The sequence below is a fragment of the Bacteroidota bacterium genome (assembly GCA_038746285.1).
Classification (GTDB): domain Bacteria; phylum Bacteroidota; class Rhodothermia; order Rhodothermales; family JANQRZ01; genus JANQRZ01.
Genome location: JBCDKT010000011.1, coordinates 54,530 through 71,635, shown reverse-complemented (window position 1 = coordinate 71,635; position 17,106 = coordinate 54,530). Strand labels below are relative to the sequence as shown.

17 protein-coding genes are annotated in these 17,106 nt (G+C 64.1%); 12 read left to right on the top strand and 5 right to left on the bottom strand.

Annotated features, from left to right (window positions below; genetic code table 11):
• Nucleotides 1-8: 8 nt before the first annotated feature.
• On the bottom strand, nucleotides 9-1,679 hold the full coding sequence (gene pruA / locus AAGI91_05615) for an L-glutamate gamma-semialdehyde dehydrogenase (GenBank protein ID MEM1042089.1): 1,671 nt from the start codon (nucleotides 1,677-1,679) through the stop codon (nucleotides 9-11).
• 128 nt (nucleotides 1,680-1,807) lie between these two features.
• Here pruA and AAGI91_05610 point away from each other — a divergent pair, with 128 nt between their 5' ends.
• The 5 genes from AAGI91_05610 to pta all read left to right on the top strand — a co-directional run bounded on the left by AAGI91_05610 (nucleotide 1,808) and on the right by pta (nucleotide 5,445).
• On the top strand, nucleotides 1,808-3,064 hold the full coding sequence (locus AAGI91_05610) for an ABC transporter permease (GenBank protein MEM1042088.1): 1,257 nt from the start codon (nucleotides 1,808-1,810) through the stop codon (nucleotides 3,062-3,064).
• A gap of 26 nt (nucleotides 3,065-3,090) precedes the next feature.
• Nucleotides 3,091-3,573 (top strand): redoxin domain-containing protein, encoded by a 483-nt coding sequence (locus AAGI91_05605; protein ID MEM1042087.1) that lies wholly within the window; start codon nucleotides 3,091-3,093, stop codon nucleotides 3,571-3,573.
• Nucleotides 3,574-3,614: 41 nt separating this feature from the next.
• Nucleotides 3,615-3,899, top strand: coding sequence for a MoaD/ThiS family protein (locus AAGI91_05600; protein ID MEM1042086.1), 285 nt, complete (start codon nucleotides 3,615-3,617; stop codon nucleotides 3,897-3,899).
• On the top strand, nucleotides 3,892-4,374 hold the full coding sequence (locus tag AAGI91_05595) for a molybdenum cofactor biosynthesis protein MoaE (GenBank protein ID MEM1042085.1): 483 nt from the start codon (nucleotides 3,892-3,894) through the stop codon (nucleotides 4,372-4,374). The genes AAGI91_05600 and AAGI91_05595 overlap by 8 nt, the downstream gene beginning before the upstream one ends.
• 90 nt (nucleotides 4,375-4,464) lie before the next feature.
• Complete coding sequence (gene pta, locus AAGI91_05590) at nucleotides 4,465-5,445, top strand: phosphate acetyltransferase (GenBank protein ID MEM1042084.1); 981 nt, start codon at nucleotides 4,465-4,467, stop codon at nucleotides 5,443-5,445.
• A gap of 31 nt (nucleotides 5,446-5,476) precedes the next feature.
• Here the strand turns inward: pta and AAGI91_05585 are convergent, their stop codons facing one another.
• Genes AAGI91_05585 through AAGI91_05575 form a run of 3 tightly spaced genes read right to left on the bottom strand, consistent with a single transcriptional unit; the run spans nucleotide 5,477 to nucleotide 8,331 of the window.
• Complete coding sequence (locus AAGI91_05585) at nucleotides 5,477-6,454, bottom strand: phosphoribosylaminoimidazolesuccinocarboxamide synthase (GenBank protein MEM1042083.1); 978 nt, start codon at nucleotides 6,452-6,454, stop codon at nucleotides 5,477-5,479.
• A complete protein-coding gene (locus AAGI91_05580; protein MEM1042082.1) occupies nucleotides 6,451-7,494 on the bottom strand; it encodes a LacI family DNA-binding transcriptional regulator in 1,044 nt (347 codons plus the stop codon). The genes AAGI91_05585 and AAGI91_05580 overlap by 4 nt, the downstream gene beginning before the upstream one ends.
• Nucleotides 7,495-7,527: 33 nt before the next feature.
• Nucleotides 7,528-8,331, bottom strand: a complete 804-nt coding sequence (locus tag AAGI91_05575) for a bifunctional hydroxymethylpyrimidine kinase/phosphomethylpyrimidine kinase (protein ID MEM1042081.1) — start codon at nucleotides 8,329-8,331, stop codon at nucleotides 7,528-7,530.
• 89 nt (nucleotides 8,332-8,420) lie between these two features.
• Here AAGI91_05575 and AAGI91_05570 point away from each other — a divergent pair, with 89 nt between their 5' ends.
• From AAGI91_05570 to AAGI91_05540, 7 genes are all read left to right on the top strand, one after another.
• Nucleotides 8,421-9,389, top strand: coding sequence for a tyrosine-type recombinase/integrase (locus AAGI91_05570; protein ID MEM1042080.1), 969 nt, complete (start codon nucleotides 8,421-8,423; stop codon nucleotides 9,387-9,389).
• 28 nt (nucleotides 9,390-9,417) lie between these two features.
• Nucleotides 9,418-10,959, top strand: coding sequence for an NAD(P)/FAD-dependent oxidoreductase (locus AAGI91_05565; GenBank protein MEM1042079.1), 1,542 nt, complete (start codon nucleotides 9,418-9,420; stop codon nucleotides 10,957-10,959).
• Nucleotides 10,956-11,717 (top strand): lycopene cyclase domain-containing protein, encoded by a 762-nt coding sequence (locus tag AAGI91_05560; GenBank protein MEM1042078.1) that lies wholly within the window; start codon nucleotides 10,956-10,958, stop codon nucleotides 11,715-11,717. Before AAGI91_05565 ends, AAGI91_05560 begins: the two co-directional genes overlap by 4 nt.
• On the top strand, nucleotides 11,714-12,865 hold the full coding sequence (moeB, locus tag AAGI91_05555) for a molybdopterin-synthase adenylyltransferase MoeB (GenBank protein ID MEM1042077.1): 1,152 nt from the start codon (nucleotides 11,714-11,716) through the stop codon (nucleotides 12,863-12,865). Before AAGI91_05560 ends, moeB begins: the two co-directional genes overlap by 4 nt.
• A complete protein-coding gene (gene miaA / locus AAGI91_05550; protein MEM1042076.1) occupies nucleotides 12,826-13,800 on the top strand; it encodes a tRNA (adenosine(37)-N6)-dimethylallyltransferase MiaA in 975 nt (324 codons plus the stop codon). The genes moeB and miaA overlap by 40 nt, the downstream gene beginning before the upstream one ends.
• A gap of 119 nt (nucleotides 13,801-13,919) precedes the next feature.
• Complete coding sequence (locus AAGI91_05545) at nucleotides 13,920-14,951, top strand: site-specific DNA-methyltransferase (GenBank protein ID MEM1042075.1); 1,032 nt, start codon at nucleotides 13,920-13,922, stop codon at nucleotides 14,949-14,951.
• A 45-nt stretch (nucleotides 14,952-14,996) separates the two neighbouring features.
• Nucleotides 14,997-15,959, top strand: a complete 963-nt coding sequence (locus AAGI91_05540) for an HNH endonuclease signature motif containing protein (GenBank protein ID MEM1042074.1) — start codon at nucleotides 14,997-14,999, stop codon at nucleotides 15,957-15,959.
• A 142-nt stretch (nucleotides 15,960-16,101) separates the two neighbouring features.
• Here AAGI91_05540 and AAGI91_05535 read toward each other — a convergent pair whose 3' ends face one another.
• A complete protein-coding gene (locus AAGI91_05535) occupies nucleotides 16,102-17,016 on the bottom strand; it encodes a septum formation inhibitor Maf (protein MEM1042073.1) in 915 nt (304 codons plus the stop codon).
• Nucleotides 17,017-17,106: the final 90 nt, after the last annotated feature.

The window sequence follows — 17,106 nt, the reverse complement described above, 5'->3', positions numbered from 1 at the left end:
CGGTCGGGTTACCCCTCGACGCTCTCTTCCCGCCCGTTCGCGCGCACGTCTGGCGCGTGGAATGGGTAGGCAAAGTGCGCCGCCGGGACGAACGTCTCCTTGATCGCCCGGAGGCTCGTCCACCGGAGGAGGTTGACGTGCGAGCCGGCCTTGTCGTTGGTCCCCGAGCCGCGTGCCCCGCCGAAGGGCTGCTGCCCGACGACCGCGCCCGTCGGCTTGTCGTTGATGTAGAAGTTGCCAGCCGCCTCCGCGAGCGTGTCGCGCGCTTCGATGACCGCGCTCCGGTCGCGGGCGAAGACGGCCCCGGTGAGAGCGTAGGGCGAGGTCTCGTCGACCAGCTTCAGGAGGTCCGAGAAGCTCGTCGAAGCCGGGGCGACGTAGAGCGAGGCGACCGGGCCGAAGAGTTCGTGCTCCATCGTCTCGTAGTGTGGATCCTCGGTGATGAGCACGGTCGGCTCGACGTAGAACCCCTCGCTGTCGTCGTAGCCGCCGCCGTGGGCAATGCGGACCCCGTCGGCCTCCTTCGCCCGGTCGATGTAGCCCGTGATGTTCTCAAACGACTTCCGGTCGATGACAGCGTTGACGAAGTTGGTGAAGTCTTCGACCGGCCCCATCTGCATCTCGCCGAGCTGCTGCATGAGTGACTCCTCGACGGCCGGCCAGAGCGCCTCGGGGAGGTAGACCCGGCTCGCGGCTGAGCACTTCTGACCCTGGTACTCGAACGCACCCCGGACAATCGCCGTCGCCACGGCCTCGGGGTCTGCCGACTCGTGGGCGACGATAAAGTCCTTCCCGCCTGTCTCGCCGACGATCCGGGGGTAGGTCCGGTACGCGTCGAGGTTGTTCCCGATCTCGCGCCAGAGGTGGTTGAACGTGCCCGTCGAGCCGGTGAAGTGGAGGCCGGTGAAGTGGGGAGAGGCAATCGCCGGGTCGCCCACGTCGGCCCCGCTGCCGGGGACGAGGTTGACGACGCCGGGGGGGAGGCCGGCCGCTTCGAGGAGCGCCATGATGTAGTATGCCGAGAGGAGCGCCGTCGTCGCGGGCTTCCAAACGACCGTGTTGCCCATCAGCGCGGGTGCCGTCGGGAGGTTGCCCGCGATGCTCGTGAAGTTGAACGGCGTGACGGCGAAGACGAACCCTTCGAGCGGGCGGTACTCGACCTGGTTCCACTGGCCGGGCGGCGAGACCGGCTGCTCCTCGTAGATCTGCCGCATGAAGTGGACGTTGTAGCGAAAGAAGTCGACGAGCTCGGCGGCGCTGTCGATCTCGGCCTGGTAGGCGTTCTTACTCTGGCCGAGCATGGTGGCGGCGTTGATCGTGTCGCGCCACGGCCCGGCGAGGAGGTCGGCGGCGCGGAGGAAGACCGAGGCGCGGTCGTTCCAGGGCATCCGCATCCAGTCGTGCCGGGCCTCGACGGCGGCGTCGACGGCGCGGCCGACCTCGGCCTCGCCGCCGAGGTGCGCGCGCGCCAGCACGCGGCTGTGCTCGTGCGGGGCTACGACCTCGGCCGTGCGCCCGGTCTCGACCCGCTCGCCGCCGATCACGGCCGGGATGGCGACGGTCTCCTCGCGCATCTCGGATATCCGTTTTTGCAAAGACCGTCGCTCAAGCGCACCGGGCGCGTAGGAGCGCACAGATTCGTTGGCAGGGGCAGGGGGGCGGAGGACGGCGTTGGTCATGGCAGCGTCGAAGAGTGGGAAACAGAAGGGGAGAGACGCAGAAGGTACGGAACCGCTCCCACGTTTCCCGTCCAACCGTACGGCGCTCGACCATCGGTACCTTTGGGATTCCACCTCGCCGCTCGCCCATGCCGTCGTCTTCGTTCCAGCGCTTCGTGGCGCTCCGCTACCTCCGCGGCGCGCAGGGCCGGGACGAGGGGCAGAAGTTTCTCCGGTTCGTGACCTACGTGGCCGTTGGCGGCGTGACGATTGGGGTGGCGGCGCTTCTGCTCTCGCTGATGATCGTGCGCGGGTTCAGCCGCGAGATCGAGGAGAAGATCGTCGGGTTCGGCTCCCACGTCCGGGTCGAGAGCTACGTCGACGGGCCGCTGGCGCACGCGGACTCGCTCACCGAGCGCCTCGGCGCGCTGCCCGGCGTCGAGCAGGTGACACCGGTGATTGACGACTTCGCGCTCCTGCGCTCGAAAGCTGGAATCGACGGGGCCGTTGTCTCGGGCGCGCCAGAGGGAAGCCACGCGTTTCTCGCGGAGCAGGTCCGGGCAGGCGGCTTCTCGTTCGCGCCGGACTCGGCCGGCCGGCCGGGCGTCGTCGTCGGGCGCGGGCTGGCAGACCTGCTGGCGGTCGAGGTCGGGAGCCAGCTCACCGCGTTTTCGATGCAGAGCACCGGGTCAGGTGGCGGCGCGACCGGGCTCGGCCGGCCCCGCGTGCGCGCGCTCCACGTCGCCGGCGTCTACGAAACTGGCCTCGCCGACTTCGACGAGGTCTTCGCCTACACCAGCCTCGAGGCCGCGCGCCGCCTGTTCGACTACGGCGAAGACGAGGTCACGCGCTTTGAGCTCCGCCTCGACGGCATCGACCGCGCCGACGAGACGGCGGAGACTATCACCGAAACGTTCGGGCTGCCGGTCTTCGCCCGGTCGATCTACCAGGTGCAGCAGAACCTCTTCGCCTGGATCAATCTCCAGCAGAGCATCGTCCCGCTCGTGATCGGGGTGATCGTGCTGGTGGCGGCGTTCAACATCATCGGGACGCTCCTGATGGTGACGATCGAGAAGACGCGCGAGATCGGGATCATCCTCTCGATGGGCTGCCCGGCGGCCGGCGTGAAGCGGCTCTTCGTCTGGCTCGGGTTCATGATCGGGGTCGCGGGCACGACGCTCGGGAGCGGGCTCGCGCTCGGCCTCGCGCTCCTCCAGCTCCGGTTCGGGATCATTCCGCTGCCGCAGGAGGCCTACTACATCGACACGGCCCCGGTGGAACTCAGCGCGGTGGACTTCGTGGTTGTCGCCGCGGTCGCGCTCCTGCTCTGTACGCTCTCGGCGTACATTCCAGCCCGCGTCGCCGCCAACGTCGACCCCATCCGCTCGATCCGCTTCGCCCAGTAACTCACCTCCCAACCGCACCCCTCCTCATGGCTATCCAGACCGGGCAGCACGCCCCCGACTTCACCCTCTACACCGACAAGAACGAGGCGTACACCCTCTCCGAAGACAACGACGGCAAGAGCACCGTGCTCCTGTTTTTCCCCGGCGCGTTCACGAGCGTCTGCACCGAGGAGATGTGTACCGTGAACGACGACCTCGCCCGCTACCGCGACCTCGACGCGCACGTCCTCGGCATCTCGACCGACTCGCCGTTCGTGCTCGCCGAGTTCAAAAAGCACAACAGCCTCGACTTTCCGCTTCTGAGCGATCACAACGCCCAGGTCAGCGATCAGTACGGCGCGAAGTACGACCACGACTTCACCGACATGAACCTCGACCGGATCGCCAAGCGCTCCGCCTTCGTGATCGACCCCGACGGCGTCGTCCGCTACGCCGAGATCACCGAGCACGCCGGGAAGCAGCCGAACTTCGGCGCGATCAGGCAGGCCCTCGAAGACGCGCGAGGCTGATGGCCGACCTCGCCGCAGGTACCGTGGCCCGTCCGCACAGCATGCCCGACGATGACCCTACGGCCAGCACGGTCGAAGGCGTCGAACTGCGGGTGCTGCTCTTCAGTGTGCTCCGCGAGATCGTCGGGACGGGCGAGCTTCGCCTGCAGCTCCGGGCGCCGGTACGGGGCGAGGACGTGCTCGGCCGGCTTGTCGCCGAGTATCCTGCTACGGAGACCTACCGGTCTGTTGTCCGGCTTGCCGTCAACCGGGTCTACGCGCCGCTGCTGACCGAGCTGTGCGACGGCGACGAGGTAGCGCTCATCACGCCGGTGAGCGGTGGCTGACAGGGCAACCGAGCGCCGGGACCAGCGGACGTGGTGCGGGCTGTACCACGCCCCGCTTCCTGTCGCTGAGGCGGCCGCGTTTCTGAGCGCGCCCCCGGTGGGGGGAATCAACCTGTTCGTCGGGACAACGCGGCGGTGGACGAGCCGGCCGGTCACAGAGTCTAAGGCCAGAGAGACCGTGCGCCTACGCTACGAAGCCTACGAGCCGATGGCCCTCGCCGAACTCGGCCGGCTAGCTGCCGCCGCGGCGGAGCAGTGGTCGGTCGAGCGGTGCTGCCTGCTGCACCGGCTCGGGACGGTGCCCGTCGCCGAAGCGAGCGTCGTCGTGGGCGTGGGGACGGCGCACCGGGCGGCGGCGTTCGAGGCGTCGCGCTGGCTGATCGATACGCTCAAAGAGCGGGTGCCGATCTGGAAGCGCGAGGTGTTCGCCGACGGGACGGAGGCGTGGGTGCAGCCGGCGACAGAAAGCACGTAACCATTGTCCGTACCACACCATTGTCCGTACCACACCATTGTCCGTACCACACCATTGTCCGTACCACTACTCATTTAATCCGTTATTGCAATGCAAAATTTGCTCAGCCGTGCCCAGGCACTGAACAAGCGCATCGTGCTCCCAGAGGGGGTAGACCCGCGAACCGTCCGCGCTGCACACACGCTTGTCGAGCAGGGCATCGCCCGGCCCGTGCTGCTCGGCAACGAGGAGACCGTGCGCGCCGTCGCAGCCGAGGAAGACGTCACGCTTCCGCACACCGTGCCGATCATCGACCCGGTGCGGTCGGGCCGAGCCGCGGAGTTCGCGCAGGAGCTGTTCCAGCTTCGCAAGCACCGCGGGATGACCTACGAGCAGGCCCGCGAGACGGTGCAAGACGAGCTCTACTTCGGGGCCCTCATGGTGAGGCGCGGAGAGGTTGACGGCAGCGTAGCCGGCGCCGCGCACCCGACCCCCGACGTGCTCCGCGCAGCGATCCACTGCATTGGCGTGGACGAAGGCTCTGCGCTGGTGTCGAGCTTCTTCCTGATGGTCTTGACCGACGGCCGGCCCGTCACGTTCGCCGATTGCGGCGTCGTTCCCACGCCTGACGCCGACCAACTCGCCTCGATCGGCGTCGACGCGGCCCGGTCGCACCGGCTGCTGGTGGGCGAAGAGCCGCGGGTCGCGTTCCTGTCGTTCTCGACGAAGGGCAGTGCCGACGATCCGGCCGTTGACCTCGTCCGCGCGGCTACGGCGAAAGCGCAGGTGATGCGTCCAGAGCTTGCCATCGACGGCGAGTTTCAGTTTGATGCTGCCTTCATTCCGTCGGTGGGCGAGCGAAAAGCGCCCGGCTCAGACATCGCCGGGAAAGCCAACGTGTTTGTCTTCCCAAACCTCGACGCAGGCAACATCGGCTACAAAATCGCGCAGCGGATCGGCGGGGCCGAGGCGTTCGGGCCGATCCTACAAGGGCTCAAGCAGCCGGCCAACGACCTCTCGCGTGGCTCCGACGCAGAGGACATCGTCAATGTCGCGGCGATTACGGCCATCCTTGCAGGCGAGGAAGACTGAACCGCTCAAGACATATATCCGTTACTGCATTTCAAGCAAACGAAGAAAGGGCACTATGAATACGCGACGTCGGGCTTAGATGCGCGTCCGGTTCGAAAGTGTGGCCGGTCACGGTCTCGAAGAGTTCGATGTAGCGTTTCGCAGCTAGCACCCGAAAGTCGTCGGGGAGGTCAGGCATTGCCTGGCCCGCCTGGCCTTGAAAGCCGTGGTCCATCAGCCACTCCCGCACGAACTCTTTGGAGAGCTGGCGCTGCGGCTCGTCGGCTGCGAGCCGCTCGTCGTAGCCTGCAGCGTAGAAGTAGCGCGACGAGTCCGGCGTGTGCACTTCGTCGATCAGCACGACATCGCCCTGGCGGTCTAGCCCGAACTCGTACTTCGTGTCTACCAGGATCAGTCCACGCTCGGCTGCGAGTTCTGTGCCCCGTGCGAAGAGCTGCTTCGCCACGCCGGCGATTTCGTCGAACCGTCCGGCGCTGAGTAAGCCGCGCCCGAGGACGCCCTCGCGTGAGATGTCCTCGTCGTGTCCCTCGGCGGCCTTCGTAGCAGGCGTCAGGATGGGCTCCGGAAGCCGGCTGTTCTGACGGAGGCCATCGGGAAGCGGGACCCCGCACAGTATGCGCCCGCCGTCCCGGTAGACTCGCCATGCGTGGCCGGCCAGGTAGCCTCGCACGACAAACTCGACTGGGATCGGCTCGCAGGCGAGCGCAACCGTCACGTTGGGGTCGGGAACCGAGACGACATGGTTCGGAACGATGTCTTCGGTCTTGCCGAAGAAGTACGCTGCGAGTTGGTTTAGAACCTGTCCTTTAAACGGAATCGGCTGTGGCAGGATGTGATCGAAGGCCGAGATGCGGTCCGTCGTGACCAGAATCAGCCGGCCCTCTGGTGTGCGGTAGGTGTCGCGCACCTTGCCCCCGTACCGCTGGCCCAGATCGTCGAAGTGAGTCTCGACAAGGCAGTGGCCGAGCTGGCGGTGCAGCACGTCGTCGAGGGCGGGCGAGGGCGTCATGAGTGGGAAGAAGCTGTGTGGACAGGCTGGGGTGTGGCAACGCTGCTGCGGCGCACGATAAGCTCGGGTGTCATCGCTTCGGTAACCGGCTGGCTGGGCGCTCTCATCCGGTTAAGTAAGAGCCGCGTGGCGCGGCATCCCACGTCGTGCATCCGAAGGTCCACGGAACTCAGCCCGAGGTAGTGGCAGAGCTTGAGGTTGTTGAACCCGACGAGCGCAACGTCTTCCGGCACACGCAGCCCGGCGCCGCGCAGCGCGGACCAAGCCCCGATGGCTTGCACGTCAGAGGAAGCGCACACAGCCGTGACCGGGGTGTCTAGAGCAAGCAGCTTGGTCATGGCCTCCACGCCGGCCTCCTCGCTGAACCCGGCGTGCTTGGTCGTCTCGCCCATCACAACGAGGGTGGGGTCGTAGGCTAAGTCGGCGGCCTCGAGGCCGCGCCGGTAGCCTGCCAGGCGCTCGTCCGCATTCTGGCTTCCGGGATGGGCGGCGATAAGTCCGATCCGGCGATGCTCCTGCTGCGCGAGGTGCACGACGGAGCGCTCGATGCCGGCAGCTTCGTCCCAGTAAAACGAGTCGAACGCCTTCGACTGCGTCCCGACGAGCACGACAGGAGCGTGCAGCCTCGCTAGTTCGTCTCGCAGCTTTGCATCGACCGGAAGCGAGGTCAGCATCAGTGCGTCAACGGCACCGCGGTCCAGAAACCGCTCCAGCGTCTGGTAGGGCGCGCCCGAGCCGAGGTTACACATCAGCAGGTCGATGTCGTGGTCTCGCAACTCGTCCTTGACGCCTTTGAGAAGCTCGACGTAAAAGAGCGAGGTGAAGGACGGCATCGCCACGGCAAGCGAGTCTGTCTGCTGCTGGGCAAGCGTCCGGGCTGTACGCTGCGGACGGAACTGAAGCTTGTCGATAGCAGCCTGGACGCGCTCGCGGGTCGCGTCGGCTACCTCGCTGGAGCCGTTGAGTACGCGGGAAACCGTTGAGATGGCTACACCGGCTTCGGCCGCGACTTCGTAGATGGTCCGTTTCGTAGACGACATGGCGTGATGAGATATAGCTGTTATTGTATGAAGTTACTTTTTGATTTTATGTAGGCTATCTGTTACCAGGCGTTTGGCATACTGTAGCGCTTCTTGCTGGACCTGCCGACCCGCAAGCCCCTGAAGCGCTGCGAGGGAAAACAGGCTGGAAGTGCCGTCTTGGTTTACGCCACGGGCGTGCGGTGCCTCAAAGAGCGCGAACTCTTCGCCGTCAAAGTACAAGTCGGTGTTGAACACAGTGTCATCCGGCGCGTCTCCGTTTGCTTCGAAGTGACGAGCCGGTAGGGTGCCGCACTTGATTACCACGGCACGCGCCCCTCGGTGAGCCAGGCGCTGAGCCGCAACCTGGGCATCGTCGAGGGAGTTGATCTCACCCTCGCTGAGCAACTCGGCATCGGCATGGCCTACAACAACGAGGTCTGAGACGGCGAGATGGTCCATGAGCACACCGATACCCCGACGCGTGAGCACCGTCTCACCACTCGGCCCGCTGAGCTGGATGTCGAGCACGACCGGCCCGTCGAAGCTATCTGCAAACCGAAAGACGGCCTCAGCTGCCGGATGGGACGACAGCACTCCGATCTTGACGCCGGCGGGTTGGACCGTCTGCATGACATGCTCTAGCTGAGCCCGAATCGTGTCCTCCGGCACGTCGGTCGCATCGGTCACTACGTTGTGACCGGCCATAACCAGCGACGTGCAGACAGGATAGCCACATCCTCCCAGCGCGCGCGCCGCGGCGAGGTCGGCCGCCAGACCACGCTCGACGCTTGGATAGAGCGCACCGACGACAACCGGGTGGAAACGGGGCGAACCGGGCTCGTTGGGGTTCGGCATAGGCGGGTAGCGCGTTGGGTTGACTTATACCTGTGATAACCCTTATTATCAAGGGTACCAGATAGCGTTCAAGCGAGACCCCAGTACCGATGGACACCTCCGATCACGCAAGGCTGCCAGCGACCGTTACGGCCTCAGGCCAGAATATAACCGTCCCGGACGCACAGGCGCTCGACGCTGACCTGCTACCTGTCTACTTGCTGCGCTTCGACCGTGAACAGACAAGGCGGGCCTACAGAAGTGACCTCCTGCGGCTTTTCAGATCAGAGTTTGTCACGCTCCGTATGGCGCAGCAGTTGAATTTTGTTCATCTCAACGCCTATGTCCGGGAGCTCCAGTCTTCTGGACTCCAGTCGAGCACGGTACGCAGGAAAATATCCGCTATTAGGGGGTTCTACAGCTGGCTCATAGCGCTCGATCTGGTCAAGACCAATCCTGCAGACCGAAGTGTGATTAGACGGGTAGACCGAAACTCAAAAAGCAATCTTCCAATAACAGTTTTAACGAAGCAGCAGGCACGGCTCCTTGTCGAGGCTACCAATCTGAACGGCGGAGCTGCCGTGCGGGACTGGACCCTCGTGAACGTCTTGCTGCACTGCACACTGCGCCGCTCCGAGGCCGCCGCGATGGACGTGTCGCACGTTCGAAGCTCCGGGCCTTACTGGATCCTCGACCTTCCTCGCACGAAAGGCGGCGCGAACGAGTACGTCAAGGTACCGGCCTTCCTCGTCGAGTCGATTGAAACTATGAAGCAATACTACGGTATCGAGGGAGGCGCACTCTGGCGCTCGCTGAGCCGCAATTCGAGCCGTGGAAACAGAATGTCCCCCTCTGCTATCTACGAGGTAGTGAGGCGGACTGCGCGCCGCGCTGGCCTCGACGCGAAGATCGGAGCCCACACACTGCGTCATACCGGATGCACACTCGCCATCGAGTCGGGTGCGTCTCTGCAGCAGGTGCAGACCCACGCAAGGCACAAGCGTCTCGAGACGACGATGACCTACGTGCACCAGCGTGACAAGCTCAAGGACAGCGCTGCTGACTACATCAAGATTTAATCATCTTGCAATAACAGACTTAAATCTCATGCACTATGATTTTGACGTTGCTGTCGTCGGAGCCGGCCACAACGCGCTCGTGTCGGCGGCCTATCTCGCCAAGGCAGGATACCGCGTCGGTGTCTTTGAACGTCGTGACATTGTAGGGGGTGCTGTATCTACCAAAGAGATTATACCCGGATATCAGTTCGACCTCGGTGGTAGCGCGCACATACTCATTCGCTTGACCCCTATTATTGACGAACTAGACCTGTACGAACATGGCCTAGATTACATAGAGTTAGATCCGCTCTTTTACTCTTCCTCTGGCGACGGAGACAGTCTTTTTTTCTACCGAAGTGCAGACCGGACGGCTGATCACATCGAGTCTCAGTTCCCGGGCGAAGGCGAGGCCTACCGGCGTTTCATCCAGGAGTGGCACCCGTTCTCCAAAACGATCAAGGACATCTTCCTCTCGACGCCGGGGCCGTTCGAGCTCGGGAGGAAGATGGTGTTCGGTCCCTCAGCCCAGATGGACTGGCAGCGGGCGCTGGGGCTCATCATGAAGCCCTACGGCGAGGTAGTCGACGAGTATTTCAACGAGGAGAAGGTGAAGACGCCGCTCGTGTGGATGGCGGCGCAGTCTGGACCGCCACCCACAGAGCCCATCACCGCGCCCTTTCTGCTCTGGCATCCGCTCTACCACGAAGGCGGCGCGGCCCGTCCCCGAGGCGGGTCCGGCATGCTAACACAGGCGCTGCGCATGTGCATTGAAGCGCACGGCGGGGCCGTGTTTACCTCGGCACCTGTCGGAGATATACTCGTCGAAAAAGACAGAGCTACCGGCGTGCGTGTAGGTAGCGACGTGTACACCGCCAGGTGCGTCCTCTCCGGTACCCACATACTAGAAACAGTCGAACGTCTTCTGCCAGCCCGCTACCGCACGTCTTCCACAGCGGCGCCTCGCGTGGGAAACGGGTTCGGGGCCATTTTGCGACTGGCGCTCTCGGAGCCGGTGCAGTACGCGGCGCATCCCGGTGACGAAGCACGCATTGGGCTCCAGCTCCTCTGCCGGGACCGGCAGCAGGTTACGAGTGCCTACGGCGACTACCTGCGTGGTGAGCCCGCCCACGACCCGCCGATCGTAGCCATGACGTTCAGCGCGGTCGACGATTCGCTTGCCCCGCCTGGTGGCGAGGTGCTTTGGCTCTGGGCACAGTACTACCCGTATGAACTCGCAAACGGCCAGTCCTGGGACGACATCGAGGACGCTGTAGCCGACCGCATCCTGGACACCTTCGAGCAGTACGCTCCCGAGACCCGCGGTAAGGTAGTGGGCCAACTTTTCCAGCATCCTCTCTGGCTGGAGCGCGAGTTAGGTCTCTTCAGGGGCAACGTGATGCACCTGGAGATGAGCCTTGACCAGATGTTCATGATGCGGCCCTTCCCCACCATGAGCGGCTATCGCAGCCACGTCGACGGGCTGTACCTCACCGGAGCGAGCACGCACCCCGGCGGCGGTATCATGGGAGCTTCGGGGCGCAACGCAGCGCGCGTCATCATGAAGGACCTCGAGAAAAAAATCTATTGACCTACCTCGCGTTCCACGCCGCGTTCATCCTCCCACCCATCTCGGCACTGATCGTGCTCCAGCGGAAACCGATGGGAGGCATCGGTGCGAAGCGTGCGTGGGGCTGGATCGCGCTGGTTGCGCTGATCGCCTTCATCTACACGACAGCGTGGGACAACTACCTCGTGTACCGAGGCGTGTGGTACTACGGTGAAGACCGGGTGCTGGCAACGATTGGGTACGTGCCCATTGAGGAGTATATGTTCTTTCTGTTACAGCCTGTACTGACTGGATTATGGCTCATGATTGTGCATGCTCAGATCTCGGATTCCCATGCCGAGAGTTCCAGTAGCATTCGCCCTCTACTGGTTGCATTCTGGTCCGCCGTGAGCCTTGCAGGCGTGGCTATGCTGTTCGGTACTCGCACGTTATACATGGGTCTTATCCTGGCGTGGGCTGGCCCGGTCCTCGCCGGTATGGCCTGGTTGTCGGCACCCGTCTTCTGGCGACACCGCCGCGCGTGGATCGTCGGCATTGCAGTGCCTACCGTGTACCTGTGGATCGCCGACCGCTTCGCCATCAGCAATGGCATCTGGGACATCTCGAACACGTACAGTTTGGACTTCGACCCGCTGGGCCTGCCCATTGAGGAAGCAGTCTTCTTCCTCGTCACCAACATCTTGGTGGTGCAGGGCTTGCTGATGTTCATCGCCTCCCAACCAGGAGACTTACCCTCCAGGTTTCCCAAAAAGCTGCTTGCAATAACGGATCAAACGTGACAGCGCTTTCACCCGACGAAACCCGGCGCTACGCGCGGCACCTGACGCTGCCCACGGTCGGTCTCGCCGGACAAGAACGACTCAAGCAGGCCTCCGTGCTCCTCATCGGCGCGGGCGGGCTCGGGTCGCCGCTCGCCCTCTACCTTGTCGCCGCAGGTGTCGGTCGGATCGGGATCGTAGAGTTCGACCGCGTAGACGAGACGAACCTTCAGCGTCAGGTGCTCTACGGGAGCCGCGACGCCGACCGTCCCAAGCTCGAAGCGGCGATGGAACGACTGCGCGATCTGAACCCGCACGTCGACCTCGTTCCTCATCCGGTGCGGCTGACGAGCGACAACGCGCTCGACCTCATCGGCGGCTACGATGTGGTGGCCGACGGGAGTGATAACTTCGCCACGCGCTACCTCGTCAGCGACGCGTGCGTGCTCACCGGCACGCCGAACGTCTACGGCTCCGTCTTCCGCTTCGAAGGGCAGGTCACGGTATTTTGCACCGATGACGGGCCCTGCTACCGGTGTCTCTACGACCGCCCTCCCCCACCGGACCTCGTCCCGGACTGCGCAGAAGGCGGGGTGCTCGGCGTGCTGCCCGGCCTCATCGGGACGATCCAGGCGACGGAGGTGCTGAAGCTGATCCTCGGCATCGGCGAACCGCTCATCGGTCGCCTGCTGCTCGTCGACGCCTTGACCATGCAGTTTCGCTCCCTCGCTATCCCCAAGGACCCGGACTGCCCTGCCTGCGGTACCCACCCCACGATCACCCATCTCATCGACTACGAGGCGTTCTGCGCCTCCTCAGCCACTTCGCCCATGAGCACCTCCCCCGCTGTCCCCGAAGTCACGGTCCGAGACCTGAAAGACCAGATCGACCGGGGCGAGCGCCCGTTCATCCTCGACGTGCGCCGTCCCGACGAGTTCGCCATTGCCAACCTTGACGGGACGCTGATCCCGCTCGACGAGCTACCGAACCGGCTGGAGGAGATTGAGGAACACCGGGAAGAGAGCTTTGTAGTCCATTGCCGCTCCGGGGGACGCTCGGCGAAGGCGGTGCAGATGCTCCGCGAGGCAGGGTTCGAGGGCGCGGTCAACCTCAAGGGCGGCGTGCTCGCGTGGAGCGACGAGATCGACCCCTCGATGCCGAAGTACTGACCGTGGCGGGCGGTTCGGCCAGACCGATTCTCGCGCTCATCGGTCCGACAGCCGTAGGCAAGACAGCGCTCAGTCTCACCCTGGCCGAGCGGCTTGGCGGCGAGATCGTCTCGGCGGACAGTCGGCAGGTCTACCGGAGTCTCACGATTGGCACGGCGAAGCCTTCGCCCGAAGAGCTCGCCCGCGTCCCGCACCACTTCATCGACGAACTGGACCTGGACGAGCCGTTTTCGGCGGGGCGATTCGCCGAGGCTGCGAGCGCTCGCATCAGAGATATCCTTCGCCGCGGCCGGGTCCCGGTTGTCGTTGGCGGCTCGACACTCTACCTCGAAGCTCTCATGCACGGGCTGGCCGACATTCCCGAGACGACGCCCGCCACGCGCGATGTCCTGATGGCACGGCTGCGCGACGAGGGCGGCGACGTGCTCTACCGCGAACTGGAGCGTCTCGACCCGACGAGCGCCGCGACGATGGACGCGACCAAGACGCAGCGCGTCGTCCGTGCGCTCGAAGTGCTGCGCGACACCGGTCGCCCGCTGTCGTACTACCACGCCCACCGAACGCCGCCCCCGTTCGCGTTTGGGCCGGTCGTCCTTACGCGGCCACGCGCCGAGTTGTACGAGCGCATCAACCGGCGCGTAGATCAGATGCTGGAGGCGGGGCTGCTAGACGAGAACCGTCGCCTGCTGGATGCCGGTGTCTCGCCGGGCCTCAACCCGCTTCGGACGATCGGCTACCGCGAGCCGCTGGCCTACCTCCGAGGCGAGGTCGGGTACGACGAGATGGTCCGACGCCTGAAGCAGAACACGCGGCGCTATGCCAAGCGCCAGCTCACCTGGTTCCGCCGTCGCGCCACCTACCGCTGGCTCGACCTCAGCGGTACAAAAGGCTCCGGGGTCGCAGAAGACCTGGCGCGTTCCGTCGGTCGTGCCTAACTCGCTGACGAAACGCAACGCTGGCCGCACGGAGCCTACTCTGTGGCTGTCGCAGGCCCGTGGCAGTCCCGTATCTTCCGGCGACCCCGTTCAGAGAGTTCGATGAACCCAGAGGCACCGTGAGTAAGCAGAAGTCTTTATTCCCCCGGCCAGCGTACGAAACCGATCTCGGTCGCATCTTCCAGGCTGACTCTCTCGCGGTGCTTCCGTCGCTGTCGGAAGGCGAAGTCAACCTGATAATGACCTCGCCGCCCTTCGGCCTCGTTAGGAAGAAGGACTACGGCAACGCCGACGCGGAAGACTATCTAGACTGGTTCAAGCCGTTTGCCGAGCAGTTCCACCGGGTGCTGGCCGACGATGGCTCGCTCGTCATCGACATCGGTGGTGCTTGGATACCGCGCCAGCCTACGCGCTCGCTCTATCACTTCGAGCTGCTCATCATGCTGTGCAAGCAGTTCGGCTTCCACCTCGCCCAAGAGTTCTACTGGTGGAACCCCTCGAAGCTGCCGACGCCCGCCGAGTGGGTCAACATTCGCCGCATCCGAGTCAAGGACGCCGTCAATTGCGTCTGGTGGTTGTCTAAAACGCCGTGGCCTAAAGCAAGCAACCGTCGGGTTCTGACGCCTTACAGCAAGTCGATGAAGGGACTGCTGAAGAACGGCTACAAAGCAAAACTCCGCCCGAGTGGACACGACATTAGCGACAAGTTTTCCCGCAACAACGGGGCAGCCATTCCCCCAAATCTGATTGCCGTCGCTAATACGGAAAGCAACTCCTCCTACCTCCGTTCGTGCGAAGAGCACGGAATTAGCCCACACCCAGCCCGCTTCCCTGCCGACGTGCCCGAGCTCTTCGTTCGGATGCTGACAGACACAGGCGATCTAGTCCTTGATCCGTTTGCTGGTTCGTGCGTGACGGGGGAGGTGTGTGAGCGGCTTAGCCGTAGATGGGTCTGCGTGGACGAGGTGGCAGAGTACGTGGACGGTGCGAAACTACGATTTGAGGGTGGAGTCGAGAGCAGAGCAGGCCGAACGGTTCCGTCATACAGCATCTCGCATCCGGCTGCACTCTGGAATGGAGTCGAAGGTGAGGCACCGCTTCCCCAAGACGGAGGCAGAAAGCGCCCCAAGAAAACTGACAAGCGAAAGTAGAGTCGATCTATGCCAGCCGCCTCCCCTACCCAGCTTGTAGATGCGGTGCTTGACGCCGTCCAGCAATCGGGCGGATCAGGCGTCTATCTTTCGGATAGCGTCCGAGCGCATCCGCGGAAGTTCGGCGTCCAGTACCTCGACCAGAGTTTCACGTTGTGGGTTTACATCTGGACGCTCACCCACGGCGGGCGCGCGAGCCTACCCGGTGAGTATCGCATCCAAATGACGACGGTGAACTCGCCTTTGGCGCTCAATCTAAGCGGGTACACAGTCCTCGTGGGATACGAACCCAGCCTCGGAATCTTCGGCGGCTTCGACATAGCGCAGCACCAAACGTTCACGCCCGGCTCGTCATCGGTTCAGATCGACCTCAGCGCTTTGCAGGCTGCTCTGCAGAACGGGTTGGATTTCACAACGAAGGACAATCAGGAAGTTGCGATAGGCATTCGCCCCGACCAGTTCTTGGAATACGTCCTGAACGCGCTACTCCTCCACACCGGGAGCGCCGAAGTGCTGCCTCTAGTCCAACGCGCAGCGGCATCGGAGGACGTTGAAGCGGAAGCCAACACGCTGCCACCTGAGAGGAAGCGCGTGGTAACGGAAGTAAGCCGTCTCAGTCGCGCTGCAAACTTCCGTCGCAAAGTATTGGACGCCTACGGCCACCGTTGTGCTGTCACGCGAGCACAGCTCCGGTTAGTAGACGCGGCGCATATTCTCCCGGTGGCCGTAGAGGGTTCGACAGACGTGACCACAAACGGTATCACTCTGTCGCCTACAATGCACCGAGCCTTCGATCATGGGCTGATTTTTCTGGACCCCGACCGTTTCGTTCGTCTGAACAACGAGAAAGCCGACCGACTACGAACGCTCGGTCTTTCTGACGGCCTTGCAGACCTGACAGCATCGCTTGATTCGCGCATACACCTCCCTGCGGATCAGGATCTTTGGCCTTCCATCACAATCATCGAACGGGCAAATACCTACCGTCGCATTCCTGGTTACAGTTAGGGGAATGCACCGTCGCAACAGACGTCCCAACCGCCGCTGCAGGTTAACACAAGGCGCGGGCGTTCTCGGCTAGCCCTCGGCGTATCCCGCGCTTCGTACTACCCGCCAGCCCTCAGCCCGGGGCGGTTGAGACGCAACCTGTTCATCCGTTAAGCCGCAGCGCTTCGCGGCGCGGCGCGTCGGCGCGGCTGTTCATCGACCAGTACGGTAGCATCTCGCGCGCCTTCCGGGTGGCGGTCGTCGTGAGCGTCTGACTGCCGGCACGGTCCGTCTCGGTCCAGGTCTCGACCGTGTGCGGGAACGCCGCGCTGAAGGTGATAGCAAGCGTCCGGCCGAGGTCGGGGTAGGTCAGTATGTAGGTCCGCGTCCCGCCGTCGCCGTCGGCGAGTGTGGCCGTTGCCGACTCGGGGGCGAGGTCGCGGTGGCTGAAGCGCTGGTGGACGGTGCCGGGGACGAGCGTCAGGTCGCCGGTCGGGAGCGCGTCGGGGCCCAGGCGAAGCTGGGTCCAGAGGTCGTCTTCGAGGAGCACGTCGGAGAGCATCCGGTCCTGGTCGCCCTCGCCCTCGAAGTAGGAGTAGAACTGGAGGTGGATCCCCGCGTCGCGGCGGTTGAGTTGGGTAAACGTCTGGCCGCACCACTCCTGCGACGAGGTCGTGACCTTGAGCGCCGGACCGCCCTCGACGGGCGCGAAGACCGAGGTCATCATCGAGTACGGGTAGAGGCCGGTGTTGAAGGTCCGCGTCGCGTTCAGCTTGAGGACGGTCGCCGCGCCGTCGGCGTTCGGGTCGTCCGCTTTGACCTGCTCGTCTTCGAGGAACGGCTCGGTGACGTAGATCAGCACGGCCTCGCCGGGGTGAAGCTCGCCGTAGCGGGCCTGCTCCAGGTCGTAGCTCGTGATCTCGGCGAGGCCCTGGTACCAGTAGTCGCCGAACTCGTCGGGCGGGGTGACGGCGGCTGGTGCGGCGGCGGCGAGGACGGGCACGCCGTCAGGCGGCTCCGGCGACGAGCACGCGGCGAGGGAGAGTGCGAGGGCGAAGAGCGAGAGGCGAGGCAGCATGGCGGTATCGGGTGGATTCGGTGGAGCATACCCCGCTCTCCTGCCGCTGATCCTCACAGGCGAGACACAACTATGTTTGCCTAAAATGCA